This is a genomic window from Stenotrophomonas sp. YJH_SMC_80 (assembly GCF_059372495.1).
Genome location: NZ_JCAFVP010000030.1, coordinates 1 through 15,250, shown reverse-complemented (window position 1 = coordinate 15,250; position 15,250 = coordinate 1). Strand labels below are relative to the sequence as shown.

Genomic DNA, 15,250 nt, shown 5'->3' with positions numbered 1-15,250 from the left:
CCGGATGTGGGTAGTGCCGGCCGCTGGCCGGCTCCCCATGAACCCATCCGGATGTGGGTAGTGCCGGCCGCTGGCCGGCTCCCCATGAACCCATCCGGATGTGGGTAGTGCCGGCCGCTGGCCGGCTCCCCATGAACCCATCCGGATGTGCCAACAGCCGGCCAGCGGCCGGCACTACCCTCAGCCCCTCGCTTACAGCGAGCCATGCAATAACCGGTGTGCCGACCAACGGTCGGCACCTACCCGCTTCACCCTCAGCCCCTCGCTTACAGCGAGCGGCTGATGGTGAAGCTGCCGAACACCGGTGCTTCGCGCTGGCCGTTGAACTCGCGCGTGCTGTGGTAGCGCGCCGCGGCGAACTTCCAGCGCCCGTACATCACGGCCACGCCGTAGCCGCCGTAGGCCACCACATGGCGCTTGTCCACGCTGTGACTGTTGCGGAACGTGTTGCCATCCAGCGTGATGTCGCGGATCACCCAGGCCGCGTCCGAGGTCGCGAACAGGTGCCAGGACCAGCCATTGGGACGGCCGCCGCGGGTCGGCGCAGTGTTCTCGCCGGCCGGGCGCAACGGCGTGCTGCCGAAGTCGTCCGGCAGCTTCCAGCCAAAGCGCACTTCACCGCCGAGGTTGGCCTTGGTTTCCAGGTTGCCGATCGACCCGCCGTAGTGGCTGATCGCGTCCCAACCCCAGCCGTCGGCATTGATGCTGGCATCGCCGGGCCAGCGGCGCATGCGCTCATGGGTCAGCATGAACAGCGGCTCGTTGTGCAACTGGTTGTCCCAGCCCTTGAATTTCTCGTCGCCCAGCACTTCGTGCACGGCATTCTGGACCTGCTTGCCCTGTGCCCACGGGCCGACCACGCCCAGCGTCAGCTGGGTGGTCTGCAGGCGGTCGCCGCTGCGCGCATTGAAACCGAAGTTTGCGATCAGTACGCCGGCGTAAGGACGGTCGTCCTCGATCAGGTCCCTGCGGCTGAAATCGGTCGGGGTGAAGATGCCCTGGCCGATGCTGAAGATCATGTTCTGCTGCTCGAACCCGCCCGGATGCAGCCCTTCCAGGTACTGGTTCACCCAGCGCGCCATGCGCGGCAGGCAGGGGTCGTCGGTGTAGTCGACCAGATTGGGCGAGACCAGGGTCAACAGCGCACCGTTGGTGTAGCCCTGGTCCTGGTGGCGGCCACCAAACAGGTCGTTGTCAACGCGGAAGTTGATCTGCGGCGGGTGGTCGCGCATCGCGTCCGGGCCACATTGTTCGGCCGCCTGGGCGGCAAGGGGGAGGGCAGAGGCCAGCAGGCCGGCCAGCCCCAGGGCTGCGACACTACGCATGGATGGAATGCTCATGGGGAAGGGGACGGTTTTCGGTCGTTATATGCAACGCTACGGTACTCGCGCCCGCGCGGCGGAACGAGCACGTTCGAATCACTTGTCTGTTCCGAAAACAACATTGTCCAGCGGACACAATTTGTTACCCGCGCAAGCGCCGCGGGTCTGGTGTGAAGGTGACCACTGGCCGCCATACGATGCCTGGGCCAGTGCGTGACAGCAGATTGCAGTCAGCTGCCGTTGGGCTTTCGGCCCACGCCTCTGGGTGGCCTGCAACGCAGCAGGCCGCCGGTGCCGTCTTTGACGTTGATGAATACTCTTGGGTTTGTTGCCCTGCGGCCCGATAATGGGTCCATGGAAATCAAGTCCGACAACCCCGACCACGGCTTCCAGTTCCCCGGCCAGTTCGAGCTCAGCGCCATGGGCCCGGCCAACCGCGGCCTGGAACATGAGCTCCCCCGCCTGCTGCTGGCTGCCGGCATCGATGTCGTCAATGAACGCATCAGCTGGAAGCATTCCTCCAACGGCAAGTACGTGTCCGTCCGCATCGTGTTCAAGGCTGAGAGCCGCGAACAGTACGACTTGGCGCACCAGGCGCTGCGCGACCACCCGGAAGTGAAGTGGACGCTGTAGCCGACAGCTGCCCGGCTGAAGCCGCCCCCGAGGACCGCGCGCCGCGTCCGGCGCTGGTGCGTGACCTTGGCCGCCAGGCGTACGAGCCGGTGTGGCGCGCCATGCAGCGCTTCACCGACCAGCGCAGCGACACCGATGCCGACGAATTGTGGGTGGTCGAACACGACCCGGTGTTCACCCTGGGCCAGGCTGGCAAGGATGAGCATGTGCTGGCGCCGGGCGATATCCCGGTGCTGCATGTGGACCGTGGCGGCCAGGTGACCTATCACGGCCCCGGCCAGATCGTGGTCTACCCGCTGCTGCGCCTGCCGCGCCTGGGCATCGGTGTGCGCGATTACGTGTGCCGCATCGAGCAGGCCATCATCGATACGCTGGGCGAGTGGAACATCGGTGCCGAACGCCGCGAGGGCGCCCCGGGCGTCTATGTCGGCGGCGCCAAGATCGCTGCCCTCGGCATCCGCGTGCGTCGCGGCTGCACCTTCCACGGGTTGGCCTTCAATGTGGCCATGGACCTAGAGCCCTTCCACCGCATCAATCCCTGTGGCTATCAGGGGTTGCAGGTGACCTCGGTGGTAGACTTGGGCGGTCCCTCCGGGATGGAGGCCGTCAAGCCGGTGCTGCTGGACCACCTGGCCCGCCAGTTCGGCCTGCTGCTGCAGCACACCCCCGAACTGCCCGATCTTTCTGCGGCCGCCTGACCGCCCCCGGAACTGCCATGACTGAAACCACCGCCCGTTCCATTCCCCTGCAGATCGTGCAGGGCGACTCCCCGTCCGCCGCGCCGTTGCAGGCCGGGGTCAAGCAGCTGGGCGGTGACAAGATCAACCGCTCGCCGGTGCAGTTCGCCGACGCGCCGGTGCTGCGCAAGCCGTCCTGGATCCGCGTGCGCATTCCTTCGGGCAATGCCGTGCAGAACCTGAAGGCCAAGCTGCGCGAAAACCGCCTGGTGACCGTGTGCGAGGAAGCCAGCTGCCCGAACATCCACGAGTGCTTCGGCCACGGCACCGCCACCTTCATGATCCTGGGCGAGGTCTGCACCCGCCGCTGCTCGTTCTGCGACGTGGCCCACGGCCGCCCGAAGCCGCCGGATGCCAACGAACCGGCCAGCCTCGGCCAGACCGTGGCCGACATGGGCCTGAAGTACGTGGTGGTGACCAGCGTGGACCGCGATGACCTGCGCGACGGTGGTGCCCAGCACTTCGTCGACTGCATCACCGCCATTCGCGAGAAGTCGCCGGGCACCCGCATCGAAGTGCTGACCCCGGACTTCCGTGGCAAGGGCCGCATGGAGCGCGCGCTGGAGATCCTGGCGCAGAACCCGCCGGATGTGTTCAACCACAACATCGAGACCGTGCCGGACCTGTACCGCAACGTGCGCCCGGGTGCGGACTACCAGTGGTCGCTGAACCTGCTGAAGAACTTCAAGGCGCAGCATCCGGACGTGCCGACCAAGAGCGGTATCATGCTCGGCCTGGGCGAGGACTTCGAACAGATCAAGGCCACCCTGCGCGACCTGCGCGCACACGACGTGGACATGATCACCATCGGCCAGTACCTGCAGCCGACCGCACACCACCACCCGGTGCTGAAGTACTGGACCCCGGAAGACTACAAGGCGCTGGAAGACTACGGCTACGAGCTGGGCTTCAGCCACGTGGCCTCCGGCCCGATGGTGCGCTCGTCGTACCACGCCGACGTGCAGGCCAAGGGCGCCGGCGTCTCCTGAGGTGGGTGCGGGCCGTTGGTCCGCACGCCTTCGCCAGCCATGGCCTGGCGTTGCCAATGGGTGTCACCACCCTCCTGGTGGGTGCGGACCGTTGGTCCGCACGCCTTCGCCTGCATTCACAATTTGCTACACCGGCCCGGCTAGGCTGGTTTTCCACCGAGCGCGGCCGGGTGACAAACCCGGCAACTTTCGGCACTGTCGTGGTGTCTTAACACCCCGCAGTCTCCCCCTTGGCAAGGCGCCTTCGAGCACGTCAATGAAATTCAAAGCCCCCGCATTCCTGATGGCCCTGGCGCTGGTCGCGCCACTGGCGTTGGCGGCCAAGGCCGACTCGCCCGCATTGCCCGCGGCGGCCACCGCCGACCAGGTGACCACGTCCAAGCTGGTGTACGGCCTGCTGTCCGACAGCCGCTACGCCTACCGCCCGCGCGCGCTGGACGAGGCCACCTCCAAGGACGTGTTCAAGCGCTATCTGGAAACGCTTGACGGCGGCAAGCAGTACTTCACCCAGGCCGACGTGGCGCGCTTCGCACCGTTCGAGGCCAACATCGCCTCGGCCATCCGGGGCGGCGAGCTGGAGCCGGCGTTCCAGGTGTTCGCCGTCTACAAGCAGCGCGTCGGCGAGCGCGTGGCGTACGCGCGCAAGCTGCTCAAGCAGGAGCCGGACTTCACCACCGACGAGCGCTTCGAGTACGACCGCAAGAAGGTGCCGTGGGCGGCCAGCAGTGCCGAGCTCGATGAGCTGTGGCGCAAGTCGGTGAAGAACGATTGGCTGCGCCTGAAGCTGGCCGGCAAGAAGCCGGATGACATCCGCAAGACGCTGGACAAGCGCTACGCGACGCTGGAGAAGTCGGTCAATGAACTGAAGGGCGAAGACGTCTTCCAGTTCTTCATGAATTCGTACACCAGTGCCGTTGACCCGCACACGGATTACTTCACCCCGCGCACCGCCGAGAACTTCAACCAGGCGATGTCGCTGTCGCTGGAAGGCATCGGTGCGCAGCTGCAGCGCCAGGACGATGTGGTGGTCATCCGCGAGATCATTGCCGGTGGCCCGGCCGCGGTGGATGGCACGCTGAAGCCGGGTGACCGCATCGTCGGCGTTGGCCAGGGCAAGTCCGGCCTGGTCGAGGACGTGATCGGCTGGCGCATCGACGATGTCGTGGCCAAGATCCGCGGCGCCAAGGACACCCAGGTCAAGCTGGAATTCATCCCGGCTGCCGAAGGCGCCGATGGCAAGCACCACACCCTGGTGCTGACCCGCCAGAAGGTGCGCCTGGCCGAACAGGCCGCCAAGGGCGAGACCATGACCATCCCGGCTGCCAACGGCGAGCCCGCACGCAGGATCGGTGTGATCAAGCTGCCGACCTTCTACCAGGACTTCGAAGGCCGTCGCCGCAATGCCGCCGACTACGCCTCGGCCACCCGCGACGTGGCCAAGCTGCTGGCCGGCTTCAAGAACGACAAGCTGGACGGCGTGGTGCTGGACCTGCGCAACAACGGCGGTGGTTCGCTGGATGAAGCGATCGAACTGACCGGCCTGTTCATCGAACAGGGGCCGGTGGTGCAGGTGCGCGAATCCGGTGGCCGCGTCACCGTCAACAGCGACCGCAACCAGGGCGTGGCGTGGGATGGCCCGCTGGCGGTGCTGATCAACCGTGGTTCGGCCTCGGCCTCGGAGATCTTCGCTGGCGCCATCCAGGACTACGGTCGCGGCCTGGTGATCGGTGAAACCAGCTTCGGCAAGGGCACCGTACAGAACATCGTCGACCTTGACCGCTGGCCGAGTGGCGAGACCCAGCGCTTCGGCCAGGTCAAGCTGACCATTGCCCAGTTCTTCCGCATCAGCGGCAGCAGCACCCAGCACAAGGGCGTGGTGCCGGACCTGGCGTTCCCGGCCAGCGTCGATGCCACCGAATTCGGCGAGAGCACCTACGACAACGCACTGCCGTGGACCCGCATCGCCGCCGTGCCGCACACCCAGTACGGCAACTTCGCGCCGTTGCTGCCGAAGCTGGAAACCCGTCACGACGCGCGCATCGCCACCGACAAGGAGTTCCAGTGGTGGAACGAGGACGTGCAGCAGTTCCGCACCGAAGCGGCGAAGAAGTACATCTCGCTCAACGAGGCGACCCGTCGCGCTGAGCGCGAGCGCCAGGATACCCAGCGCAAGGAGCGCCAGGTGCAGCGCAAGGAGCTGGGCCTGGCCCTGGACCCGCTGGCCGATGACAGCAGCGATGACGGCCTGACCGGCAACGAGCGCGACATCGTCAAGGATGCCGCGCGCGAGAAGGCTGCCGAAAAGCGCCCGGACCCGCTGCTGCGCGAGTCAGCCTCGATCCTGGCCGACGCGGTGAACCTGCTGGCCAACGACCGCCCGCTGTCGGCGCAGGTGCTGCCGCAGTCCACCGGTGCCGGCCGCTGGGCGGACTGAGCCGGCGACGGCATGTGATACCGGGGGGGCCGGCATTGCCGGCCCTTTTTTCGTTTGGGGGACCTCGTTCACGGTAGCGCCGTGCCATGCGTGGCGGGGCGAAGTGCCACAAACGACTTAATCCCCTCCGTCCCCTTTTCCGTGCATGAACCGGCAGCAACGGCGGGGGCTGGCGGGCGTACTTTCGACCTGCCGCACACGGTCGCAGGACTACCCTTGGCGGTACCGTCCTCGCAGGAGTACCCATGCGGGCCTCCCGTCTTTCCAGTGTTGCCGTGGCGCTCGCCAGCGCCCTGATCCTGTCGGCCTGTGGTGGCCGCGTCGCCGACAGCACGTTGCTTCGCGAATCCTTTGATTCCGGCGACACCTTCTCGCGCACCGTCGATGGCCGTCCCGGTGACGCCTGCGAGGCCGCACGGCGCACACTGCTCAGCCAGGGCTATGCCATCGCCCGTTCCGACGCGGCGCAGGTGGAAGGCAACAAGAACTTCCAGCCGCGCGAGGACGATCACGAGCAGCTGGTGCTGCGTATTTCCTGCGCACCGCGCGGGAGCCAGACACTGGTATTCGTCAGTGCCGTGCAGGATCGCTATGCGTTGAAGAAGAGTCCGACCTCGGCCAGTGTCGGCGTCGGTGCGCTCGGATCTGTATCGCTGCCGTTCGGCAGCAATGACGACTCGCTGGTGAAAGTGGCCAGCAGCACGGTTACCGATGCTGAGTTCTATCGTCGCTTCTTCCAGCGCCTGCAACAGTACCTCCCGGCGGAGGCAGGCAAGCCCGTTCCGCCTGTGGTCACAACCCCGGAGCCCGCACCGGCGAGCACGGATCAGGATTGAACGTGCGCGGCAGATGGATGGGTGTGGCCCTGCTGCTGCCCGCGCTGGGTGCGGCAGCCACGCCGCTGGACTGTACACAAGGCCTGCTGCAGCGCCTGGGGTGGCGCTTCGAAACACGCGCGATCGGTGCACCGCAGGTGCATGGTGGCCCTGTGTGCACGCGCGCGTCGCTGCCGGAGGCTCAGGCGGCAGGCGATCTGCGCGTGAAATGGCCGGCGGACATGCCCGCTGCAGCGCGCAAGGCGTTGCTGCAGCAGGTGCTGGACGACCCGGCTACGGTTTGCGCCTACGCCTTCCAGCTGGGTGCAGCCACGCAACGTGCCGCTGCTGCATTGCAGGGCAATGCAGGATTCCGCTTCTCTGGCCTGCAGCTCGGTTGGATCGGCTTCGGCCTGCACGGCGCACAGGCGCAAGGCTGGCAGCGCACGCGAAGCTTCGGCCGTGGTTTCGTGCCCATTACGGGCAACAGCCAGGCGCTGCAGGCGTTCTACAGCGGCAATGTGCGCGCCGAATGTGGAGTCGGTCGCCAGGTCGCACAACTGGCCACCCAGCGCGAGCTGTATGGCGATGCGGCCTTCGACGCTGGATTCTCCGCAGAAGAACTGTCGATCGGTACGTTCCTCGCGCTGCACGATACCGACAGCATCCTGCTTGGCGCACACGCCGGTGACTACTTCGCCGATGGCAAGGCGGTGCGCACCTCGGCGATGGGCCGCCAGGCCTTCGTCGGTGTGCCTGGTTTCATCGAGCATGTGGACGACAAGGGCACGCTGGACGACCTGAGCAACCAGGCCGAAAACTTCGTGGTGGTGTCGGTGGGCGAGGAGGCCGCGCAGGCGTTGGCCGCGCACGGCGGCCTTGCCTGGTACGACCAGCGCAATGCCGAGCTGTGGGCGCTGGCGCAGGACATCCCGCGTATCGGCCGGCGCTACTTCGAACGCCTGTTGTTCGAGCGCGACCCGGACCTTCGTGCACGGCTGGAACCGCGCTACCACGCCACGCTGGCACGCATGGACCGCCTGCTGGACGATCCGTTCTACCAGCAGTTCGTGATCTATGTGCATCCGCGCGGTATACGTCCCATCGGCTACCACATCGCCCGCCTGCTTGACCGCAACCCGCGAACCCCCTTTTCGATCGACCTGGCGGTGCACAATCTGCATACCACGCTCTACCGGCGTTGGCGCGAGGCGCAGCTGCGCCACTGCGCGGCTACCGGCAGGCCAGGCAGCCTGACCCTAGACCCCAACTGAAGGTGAAACAATGGATATTGCAATGATCGGCCTCGGCCGCATGGGCGCCAACATGGCCCAGCGCCTGCATCGCGGCGGCCACCGCGTCGTCGGCTACGACCCGGGCGAAGGTGCCCGCCAGCGCGCCGCCGAGGCAGGCCTGGAGGTGGTCGATTCGCTGGCCGCCGCGGTGGCCGCGCTGCCGGTGCCGCGCGTGGTGTGGCTGATGGTGCCGGCCGGCGAAACCGTCGACCAGACCCTGGGCCAGCTGACTCCGCACCTGGCCGAGGGTGACATCGTCATCGACGGCGGCAACTCCAACTACCAGGACTCGGTCCGTCGCGCCAAGGCGCTGGCCGAAGACGACCTGGGCTACGTCGACTGCGGCACCAGCGGTGGCGTGTGGGGCCTGCAGGAAGGCTACAGCCTGATGGTCGGTGGTGAAGCGGCGGTGGTGGAGCAGATCGCACCGCTGCTGCGTACGCTGGCACCGGCCGAAGATCGTGGATGGGGTCGTGTCGGCCCGTCCGGCGCTGGCCACTTCACCAAGATGGTCCACAACGGCATCGAGTACGGAATGATGCAGGCCTACGCGGAGGGCTTCGCGCTGATGGAGCGCAAGCAGGAAATGGAACTGGACCTGGCCCAGGTGGCCGAAGTCTGGCGCCACGGCAGCGTGGTGCGCTCGTGGCTGCTGGACCTGAGCACCGAAGCCCTCAAGCGCAATCCGTCGCTGGATGGCATCGCGCCGTACGTGGAGGATTCCGGTGAAGGCCGTTGGACCGTGGCCGAAGCGATCGCGCTCGATGTGCCGGCGCCGGTGATCACCCTGTCGCTGCTGGAACGCCTGCGCTCGCGCGAATCCAATTCGTTCACCGATCGCCTGTTGTCGGCGATGCGCAATGAATTCGGCGGCCACGCGATCAAGAAATCGTAAGCACGAAGCCGGGGTCGGATCCCTTTCCGCAGGAAAGGGCTCTGACCCCATGCAGGCAGTCGAGCATGGCTCGACTCTGCAAAAGCCGTCTCCGATGGCTTCCACGTCGATGTGTCGACCAAGGTCGACACCTACCGTCGGGCGCGGGACTCTGTCGAAGGCGGGGTGGGTCCGGCTCCCGCAACCGGACCCATCCTGCCATCTCACGGATTGCCGGTTTTTGCCGTTGCTGTTGAGGTTGCCGGCCAGCGGCCGGCACTACCACGGGTGCAGGGCGCAGCCCTGCCGATCACCCCAACGCGATCCGCCGCCCTTCGCGCGCACTGTCCATGCCTGCCTGCAGCAGCCGCATCAGCTGCAGCGCCTGCACCGGATCGACCGTGGCTTCGCCGTCGCCATGCATGGCCGCGGCGAACTGCGCATACAACCGACGGTAGTCACCGGGCAGATTGTCGACGGTGCTGCGCTGCACGTTGTCCTCGGCATCACAGCGCACCAGCTCGCCATGCCGCGGGTCGATGCCCCAGCCGGGCGCACCGGGCGCCACACCGCGGCGCAGCTGCGCTTCCTGCACATCCAGGCCGTGCTTGATCCAACTGGCCTTGCTGCCATGCACGCTGAAATGCGGCGTGGGAGCTGCCACCAGGGAACCGGAATGCACGATCGCGCGATGCCGCGGGTAGTGCAGCACGGCGTGGAAGTAATCGATGGCGCTGCCGCCATCGCGCTGCACGGCCAGATCAGCATCGATCGCTTCGGGCCAGCCGAACAACACCAGCATCTGGTCCAGCAGGTGCGGGCCCAGGTCGTACCACAGGCCACTGCCGGGACCGTCCTGCTCGCGCCAGCGGTCGCGCACCTGCGGGCGATAGCGATCGAAGTGCACATGGCACTCGGCGATGTCGCCCAGTGTCCCGTCCGCAAGCAGCGCCTGCAGCGTGAGGAAGTCGGCATCGAAGCGCCGGTTCTGGAACACGGTGGCGATGCGTCCGGCATCGCGTGCCGCAGCCAGAATGGCTTCGGCTTCAGCGACATCCAGCGCGAACGGCTTGTCGACCAGCACGTGCTTGCCGGCGGCCAACGCTGCGATCGCCAGCGGCGCGTGCTGTTCATTGGGCGTGGCGATCACTACGGCATCCACGGCCGGGTCGTCGAACACCTCCTGCGGCGTGGCACGCACGTGCACGTCGCTGAACGCGCGCAGCAACGTGTCTCGCTGCGAACTCACGATGCTGTGCAGCACCAGGCCGGGTGTGTGCTGGATCAGCGGTGCGTGGAAGACACGGCCGGCGAGGCCGTAGCCGATCAGGGCCAGTTGCAGGTCGGGGCGCATGACAGAGCTCCGGCAGTGGGAAGGGCAGGGTAAACGACGCGGGCTCACGTGCCAAAGCTGAACGGTTGTCGTTGCAGGTAGCCCGATTCACAGCGGCATGACCGCAACGCCACGCCTGCTCTACGCCGGCTTGTCCAGACTGGCAGCACATTCCGAAGGAGAACGACACGATGAGCAATACGACCCGCACGCTGATTGCCTCCGCCCTGACGCTGGGCCTTGCGCTGTCCTCCTCGGCCGCATTCGCCAAGGATCCGGCCGCGAAGAGCCCGCCGACCAGCGCGCACCCGGCGACCCATGCTGATCGCCACGATTCCAACGAGCCGGTGACCGATACCTGGATCACCACCAAGGTGAAGGCCGACCTGCTCGCCAGCAGCAACGTTCCGGGTACGGAAATCAAGGTGGAAACCGTGAACGGCGTGGTCAGCTTGAGTGGCGCCGTAGCGAGCCAGGCCGAGAAGGACAAGGCCGTCACCACCGCCAAGGGCATCAAGGGCGTGACCCGCGTTGATGCAGCCGCATTGAAGGTCAGCGCTGCCGCCAAGCGCTGAACCTGATGGGCGCCCCCTCGCGGGGCGCCCGTTGAGCTGTAGGGTCGCGGCCATGTTCGGCTGGAACTCCAAGGCAGCCGAGCATGGCCCGGCTCTACAGGTCTGAGGACTGCGAACCTGTTCAGCCAACCAGGCGGGAAACCCCTGCGTTGTGACCGCCTGCGCTATATTGCCGGTTCCGCCGCAGCCGGACAGGGTCCGGCCGACGCCCTGCGGCCGTGCTGAAGAGGAACTATGGCGCTGGTTTTCAGTGACGACATCTGGGACCGCTGGCGGTTGCCGGCCCTGGCGCTGGCGGCTGCAGCGATCATCGTGGTGCCGTGGTTGACCCTGCGCAAACTGCAGCAGGACAACGAGCAGGCAATGGCCTGGGTCAACCATACCCAGGCGGTGGGCGTGGCCCTGCAGCAGCTGCAGGCTGATGTGCGCGACGTCGAATCGGCCGCATTGACGCTGTCCAAGGGCGTGGACGCACCCGGGCTGCGCGAGCGCATGGCCGCAGCCAACGACATTCCCGGTCGCTTGGCCGAACTGGGGCGGATGACCCGCGACAACCCCGACCAGCTGATCCGCATCGGCCGTATCGAATCGATGCTGGAAGGGCGGATGGCGCTTGCCCGCGAGCTGGCCAGATCTGAACCCAACAGCGATCAACGCGAGCTGGTGAAGGACCTGAGCACGCGCTATCCGATCCGTGGCCTGGTGGAGGAGCTGCAGGCCAGCGAACAGCAACTGTTGACACTGCGGGCCGAGCAGGCGGCGCGCCAGCGCAAGCAGACCGAGCTGGTGTCTTGGAGTTCGCTGGTGATCCAGCTGGGACTGCTCGGCCTGGTGCTTTGGCTCCTGCAGCGGCAGATCGGGCGGCGCCTGCACGCCGAACGCCAATCGCTGCGCTCGGCGGCACGCGCGGCATCGGTGTTGCAGACCGTGCGCGAACCCATCGTGCTGCTCGACCGCGACCTGCGCGTGCAGTTGCATAACCCCGCCTTCGCCGAGCTGTACGGGCTGCAGGACGAACGCGCCGATGGCCTGCTGCTGGAAAGCGTCGGCGACGGCGCCTGGAAGGACGCCGTCGTGCGCCAACGCCTGTCCGACGTGCTGCTGCGAGGCCGCGAGCTGTGGGATTTCGAGCACGAACAGCGCACCGCCGACGGCATGGCGCGCTATATGCTGCTGAACGCACGGCGCATGCCGCTGCCCGATACCGATGATGAAGTGGTGCTGCTGACGGTCAGCGATGTCACCATGCAACGCGCAGTCCAGCTGCGCGTTGAAGAGCTCAACCGCCAGCTGGAAGGCAAGGTCGCGCAGGTGTCCGAGGTCAACCGCGAGCTGGAGGCCTTCAGCTACTCGGTCTCGCATGACCTGCGCGCACCGCTGCGCCACGTCGCCGGATTCTCCGACAAGCTGTCGCGCCACCTGGGCGACGCTGCCGATGACAAGAGCCGTCATTACCTGGACGTGATCTCCAGTTCGGCCCGGCGCATGGCGGCGCTGATCGATGACCTGCTGGTCTACTCGCGCCTGGGCCGCGCGGCGATGCGCCAGCAGGCGGTGGACATGCAGTCGCTGGTGGCCGATACCCGCGCCATGCTCGATTCCAACCTGCAGGCCGAGGCGGAGAACAGTGGCCATGTGCACCAGGTGGAGTGGAGCATCGCGCCGCTGCCGATCGTGGTCGGCGATGAGAACATGATCCGCCAGGTCTGGCTGAACCTGCTCGGCAACGCGGTGAAGTACTCGGGCAACCGCGAACCGGCGAAGATTCGCGTGGACTACCAGCCGCAGCCTGACGGCGGTCATCAGTTCACGGTCAGCGACAATGGTGCAGGCTTTGACATGGCCTACGCCGGCAAGCTGTTTGGTGTCTTCCAGCGCCTGCACAAGGCCAGCGACTACCCGGGTACCGGCATCGGCCTGGCCAGCGTGCGCCGCGTGCTCACCCGTCATGGCGGCCGTATCTGGGCCGAGGCTGAACCGGACGTCGGCGCCACCTTCCACTTCTACCTGCCTCCCGCGATCGATGCGGACAAACAAGGGCCTTCTGCATGACCACTTTGCGCACCATTCTTCTCGCCGAAGACAGCCCGGCCGACGCCGAAATGGCGATCGACGCCCTGGAAGAGGCGCGTCTGGCCAACCCCATCGTGCACGTCGAGGATGGCGTGGAAGTGATGGACTACCTGCTGCGGCGCGGCGCCTTCGCCAACCGCGAGGAAGGCCTGCCGGCAGTGCTGCTGCTGGACATCAAGATGCCGCGCATGGATGGCCTGGAAGTGTTGCGGCAGATCCGCGAACACGAAGAGCTCAAGCGCCTGCCGGTGGTGATCCTGTCGTCCTCGCGCGAGGAAAGCGATCTGGCCCGGAGCTGGGACATGGGCGTGAATGCTTATGTGGTCAAGCCAGTGGACGTGGACCAGTTCTTTGGCGCGGTACAGACGCTGGGCAAGTTCTGGGCGTTGATCAACCAGGCACCGGAACTCGAGTGAGCCCATGCCCTTGACCGGTCCCGCCCTGGGGGCGCTGCGCATCCTGCTGGTGGAGGACTCACCGGAAGATGCCGAGCTGATGTCCGAACAGATGCTCGATGCGGGCCTGGAGGCCCGCTTCGAGCGTGTCGAGAGCGAGGCCGAACTGCGCCAGGCACTGGCCGCGTTCCAGCCGGACATCGTGCTGTCCGACCTGAGCATGCCGGGGTTTTCCGGTGATGACGCGCTGCGCATCGTGCGCGAGACCTCGCCGGAAGTACCCTTCATCTTCGTCTCCGGCACCATGGGTGAGGAGAATGCGGTGGCGGCGCTGCAGAAGGGCGCCAATGACTACATCATCAAGCACCAGCCGGCGCGCCTGCCGTCGGCGGTGGCACGTGCGATCCGCGATGCACGCAGCGCGATCGAGCGCGCACGGGTGGAAACCGAGCTGATGCGCGCACAGCGCCTGGAAAGCCTGTCGCTGCTCGCAGCCGGGCTCAGCCACGACCTGCGCAACATCCTGCAGCCGTTGCTGATCATGCCGGACCTGCTGAAGGCGCGTACCGACGATCCGCAGCTGCACCACCTGGCCGATGTCATCGCCGAGTGCGGCCGCCGTGGCCATGAGATGGCCGAATCGATGCTGTCGTTCGTGCGCGGTTCGCGCAAGCCGAGCGAGCGCATCGAGATCGATGGCCTGTTCGATGCGGTGGCACTGCTGTTGCGCAGCAACGTGCCTGATGCGGTGCGCCTGGAGTTGCAGGTGCAGGACGAAGGCCTGGTGGTCGACGCCAACTACACCGAACTGCAGCAGGTGATGCTGAACCTGGCGCTCAACGCGATACAGGCGATGCCCAACGGTGGTCGCCTGAGCCTGACTGCCAGCCATGCCGGCCATCGCGATGGCGTGGACTGGATGCACATACGGGTCGCCGACGAAGGCATCGGCATGGATGCGGACACGCTGTCGCACCTGTTCAATCCGTTCTTCACCACCAAGGCCGACGGCACTGGCCTGGGGCTGATTTCCTGCAAGCGCATCGTCGAAGGTGCCGGCGGCAGCATTCACGTCAGCAGCCAGCCGGGGCAGGGCACCTGCTTCGAACTGCGCCTGCCGATGCACGAGGCCATCGATGGCAGCGAGCCGATCGAACAGCTGGTGGCCTTGGGCAGCGGCCAATCGATCCTGGTGGTCGATGGCGAAGCCACGCGTCTATCGCTGCTGGGCAATGCGCTGTCCAGCCAGGGCTACCAGCTGCAGTTGGCCTCCGATGGGCCGGCAGCGCTGCGCTGGATGCAGCAGGAGGCGATGCCCGCGCTGGTGATTGCCGATGCCGGCTCCAAGCTGCTGCCGGCCAGCCAGCTGCTGGGCGAGATGGCGACGTTGGGCTATCGCGGCCCAGCACTGGTACTGGAAGACCCGGCAGTGCCGGTCGCGGCCGATGCCTTCCCGGACGGCGTGGAGGTGCATGTGCTGCACAAGCCGCTGCAGATGCAGCAGGTCTTCCGCGCCGTGGCCGAAGCGCTGGGCTGATGCCCCGGTAGTGCCGGCCGCTGGCCGGCATCCCAGTGTGGTGGGATCAATGCGGTTGCCGGCCGCCGGTCGGCGCTACCGTTCGGCAGTTTCCCAGGGGAACCGCGGCAGGGCGTCCACCGTCTGTTCCAGCCGCTGCAGATGCAGCTGGTCTTCCGCGCAGCGGCCGAAGCGCTGGGCTGATGCCCGGTAGTGCCGGCCGCTGGCCGGCATCCCTGTGTGGCGGGATCAATGCGGT

Annotated in this window: 13 protein-coding genes; 11 read left to right on the top strand and 2 right to left on the bottom strand. The window is 66.6% G+C overall.

The annotated features are described in order from the left end of the window. Positions 1 to 266: 266 nt before the first annotated feature. Positions 267 to 1,325 carry a lipid A deacylase LpxR family protein gene (locus AC5P99_RS21435; protein ID WP_495213532.1) on the bottom strand — a complete coding sequence of 353 codons (1,059 nt, stop codon included), beginning with the start codon at positions 1,323 to 1,325 and terminating at the stop codon, positions 267 to 269. Between the two features lie 351 nt (positions 1,326 to 1,676). Between AC5P99_RS21435 and AC5P99_RS21430 the strand changes: the two genes are divergently transcribed. From AC5P99_RS21430 to gnd, 7 genes are all read left to right on the top strand, one after another. Continuing rightward, positions 1,677 to 1,955: a YbeD family protein gene (locus AC5P99_RS21430; protein WP_005411067.1), complete on the top strand. Its 279-nt coding sequence runs from the start codon at positions 1,677 to 1,679 to the stop codon at positions 1,953 to 1,955. Beyond that, on the top strand, positions 1,943 to 2,653 hold the full coding sequence (gene lipB, locus AC5P99_RS21425) for a lipoyl(octanoyl) transferase LipB (protein WP_005411066.1): 711 nt from the start codon (positions 1,943 to 1,945) through the stop codon (positions 2,651 to 2,653). The genes AC5P99_RS21430 and lipB overlap by 13 nt, the downstream gene beginning before the upstream one ends. A gap of 17 nt (positions 2,654 to 2,670) precedes the next feature. Beyond that, positions 2,671 to 3,681 (top strand): lipoyl synthase, encoded by a 1,011-nt coding sequence (gene lipA / locus AC5P99_RS21420; RefSeq protein WP_005411065.1) that lies wholly within the window; start codon positions 2,671 to 2,673, stop codon positions 3,679 to 3,681. 256 nt (positions 3,682 to 3,937) lie between these two features. Next, a complete protein-coding gene (locus AC5P99_RS21415) occupies positions 3,938 to 6,115 on the top strand; it encodes a carboxy terminal-processing peptidase (RefSeq protein WP_005411064.1) in 2,178 nt (725 codons plus the stop codon). Between the two features lie 245 nt (positions 6,116 to 6,360). Beyond that, a complete protein-coding gene (locus AC5P99_RS21410; protein WP_049449946.1) occupies positions 6,361 to 6,951 on the top strand; it encodes a DUF2242 domain-containing protein in 591 nt (196 codons plus the stop codon). Positions 6,952 to 6,968: 17 nt separating this feature from the next. Further along, the gene (locus AC5P99_RS21405) at positions 6,969 to 8,204 is read left to right on the top strand and encodes a hypothetical protein (protein ID WP_088437014.1); all 1,236 of its coding nucleotides are present in this window, start codon (positions 6,969 to 6,971) and stop codon (positions 8,202 to 8,204) included. A gap of 10 nt (positions 8,205 to 8,214) precedes the next feature. Continuing rightward, a complete protein-coding gene (gene gnd / locus AC5P99_RS21400; protein WP_088437013.1) occupies positions 8,215 to 9,120 on the top strand; it encodes a phosphogluconate dehydrogenase (NAD(+)-dependent, decarboxylating) in 906 nt (301 codons plus the stop codon). A 289-nt stretch (positions 9,121 to 9,409) separates the two neighbouring features. Here gnd and AC5P99_RS21395 read toward each other — a convergent pair whose 3' ends face one another. Continuing rightward, a complete protein-coding gene (locus AC5P99_RS21395) occupies positions 9,410 to 10,453 on the bottom strand; it encodes an oxidoreductase (RefSeq protein WP_476470784.1) in 1,044 nt (347 codons plus the stop codon). Positions 10,454 to 10,623: 170 nt separating this feature from the next. On the opposite strand from AC5P99_RS21395, the gene AC5P99_RS21390 reads away from it, so the two are divergent. From AC5P99_RS21390 to AC5P99_RS21375, 4 genes are all read left to right on the top strand, one after another. After that, positions 10,624 to 11,007: a BON domain-containing protein gene (locus AC5P99_RS21390; RefSeq protein ID WP_005411059.1), complete on the top strand. Its 384-nt coding sequence runs from the start codon at positions 10,624 to 10,626 to the stop codon at positions 11,005 to 11,007. A 234-nt stretch (positions 11,008 to 11,241) separates the two neighbouring features. Continuing rightward, entirely contained in the window at positions 11,242 to 13,059 is a 1,818-nt protein-coding gene (locus tag AC5P99_RS21385; protein WP_005411058.1) for a sensor histidine kinase, read from the top strand. Further along, positions 13,056 to 13,496 carry a response regulator gene (locus AC5P99_RS21380; RefSeq protein WP_005411057.1) on the top strand — a complete coding sequence of 147 codons (441 nt, stop codon included), beginning with the start codon at positions 13,056 to 13,058 and terminating at the stop codon, positions 13,494 to 13,496. The genes AC5P99_RS21385 and AC5P99_RS21380 overlap by 4 nt, the downstream gene beginning before the upstream one ends. 4 nt (positions 13,497 to 13,500) lie before the next feature. After that, on the top strand, positions 13,501 to 15,012 hold the full coding sequence (locus tag AC5P99_RS21375) for a hybrid sensor histidine kinase/response regulator (protein WP_049449951.1): 1,512 nt from the start codon (positions 13,501 to 13,503) through the stop codon (positions 15,010 to 15,012). The last annotated feature ends 238 nt before the right edge of the window (positions 15,013 to 15,250 follow it).

Bases quoted from the DNA above. Each gene is read 5' to 3' on its own strand.
- AC5P99_RS21435 (WP_495213532.1), bottom strand. From the start codon at position 1,325: ATGCGTAGTGTCGCAGCCCTGGGGCTGGCCGGCCTGCTGGCCTCTGCC.
- AC5P99_RS21430 (WP_005411067.1), top strand. From the start codon at position 1,677: ATGGAAATCAAGTCCGACAACCCCGACCACGGCTTCCAGTTCCCCGGC.
- lipA (WP_005411065.1), top strand. From the start codon at position 2,671: ATGACTGAAACCACCGCCCGTTCCATTCCCCTGCAGATCGTGCAGGGC.
- AC5P99_RS21415 (WP_005411064.1), top strand. From the start codon at position 3,938: ATGAAATTCAAAGCCCCCGCATTCCTGATGGCCCTGGCGCTGGTCGCG.
- AC5P99_RS21410 (WP_049449946.1), top strand. From the start codon at position 6,361: ATGCGGGCCTCCCGTCTTTCCAGTGTTGCCGTGGCGCTCGCCAGCGCC.
- AC5P99_RS21405 (WP_088437014.1), top strand. From the start codon at position 6,969: ATGGGTGTGGCCCTGCTGCTGCCCGCGCTGGGTGCGGCAGCCACGCCG.
- gnd (WP_088437013.1), top strand. From the start codon at position 8,215: ATGGATATTGCAATGATCGGCCTCGGCCGCATGGGCGCCAACATGGCC.
- AC5P99_RS21395 (WP_476470784.1), bottom strand. From the start codon at position 10,453: ATGCGCCCCGACCTGCAACTGGCCCTGATCGGCTACGGCCTCGCCGGC.
- AC5P99_RS21390 (WP_005411059.1), top strand. From the start codon at position 10,624: ATGAGCAATACGACCCGCACGCTGATTGCCTCCGCCCTGACGCTGGGC.
- AC5P99_RS21385 (WP_005411058.1), top strand. From the start codon at position 11,242: ATGGCGCTGGTTTTCAGTGACGACATCTGGGACCGCTGGCGGTTGCCG.
- AC5P99_RS21380 (WP_005411057.1), top strand. From the start codon at position 13,056: ATGACCACTTTGCGCACCATTCTTCTCGCCGAAGACAGCCCGGCCGAC.
- AC5P99_RS21375 (WP_049449951.1), top strand. From the start codon at position 13,501: ATGCCCTTGACCGGTCCCGCCCTGGGGGCGCTGCGCATCCTGCTGGTG.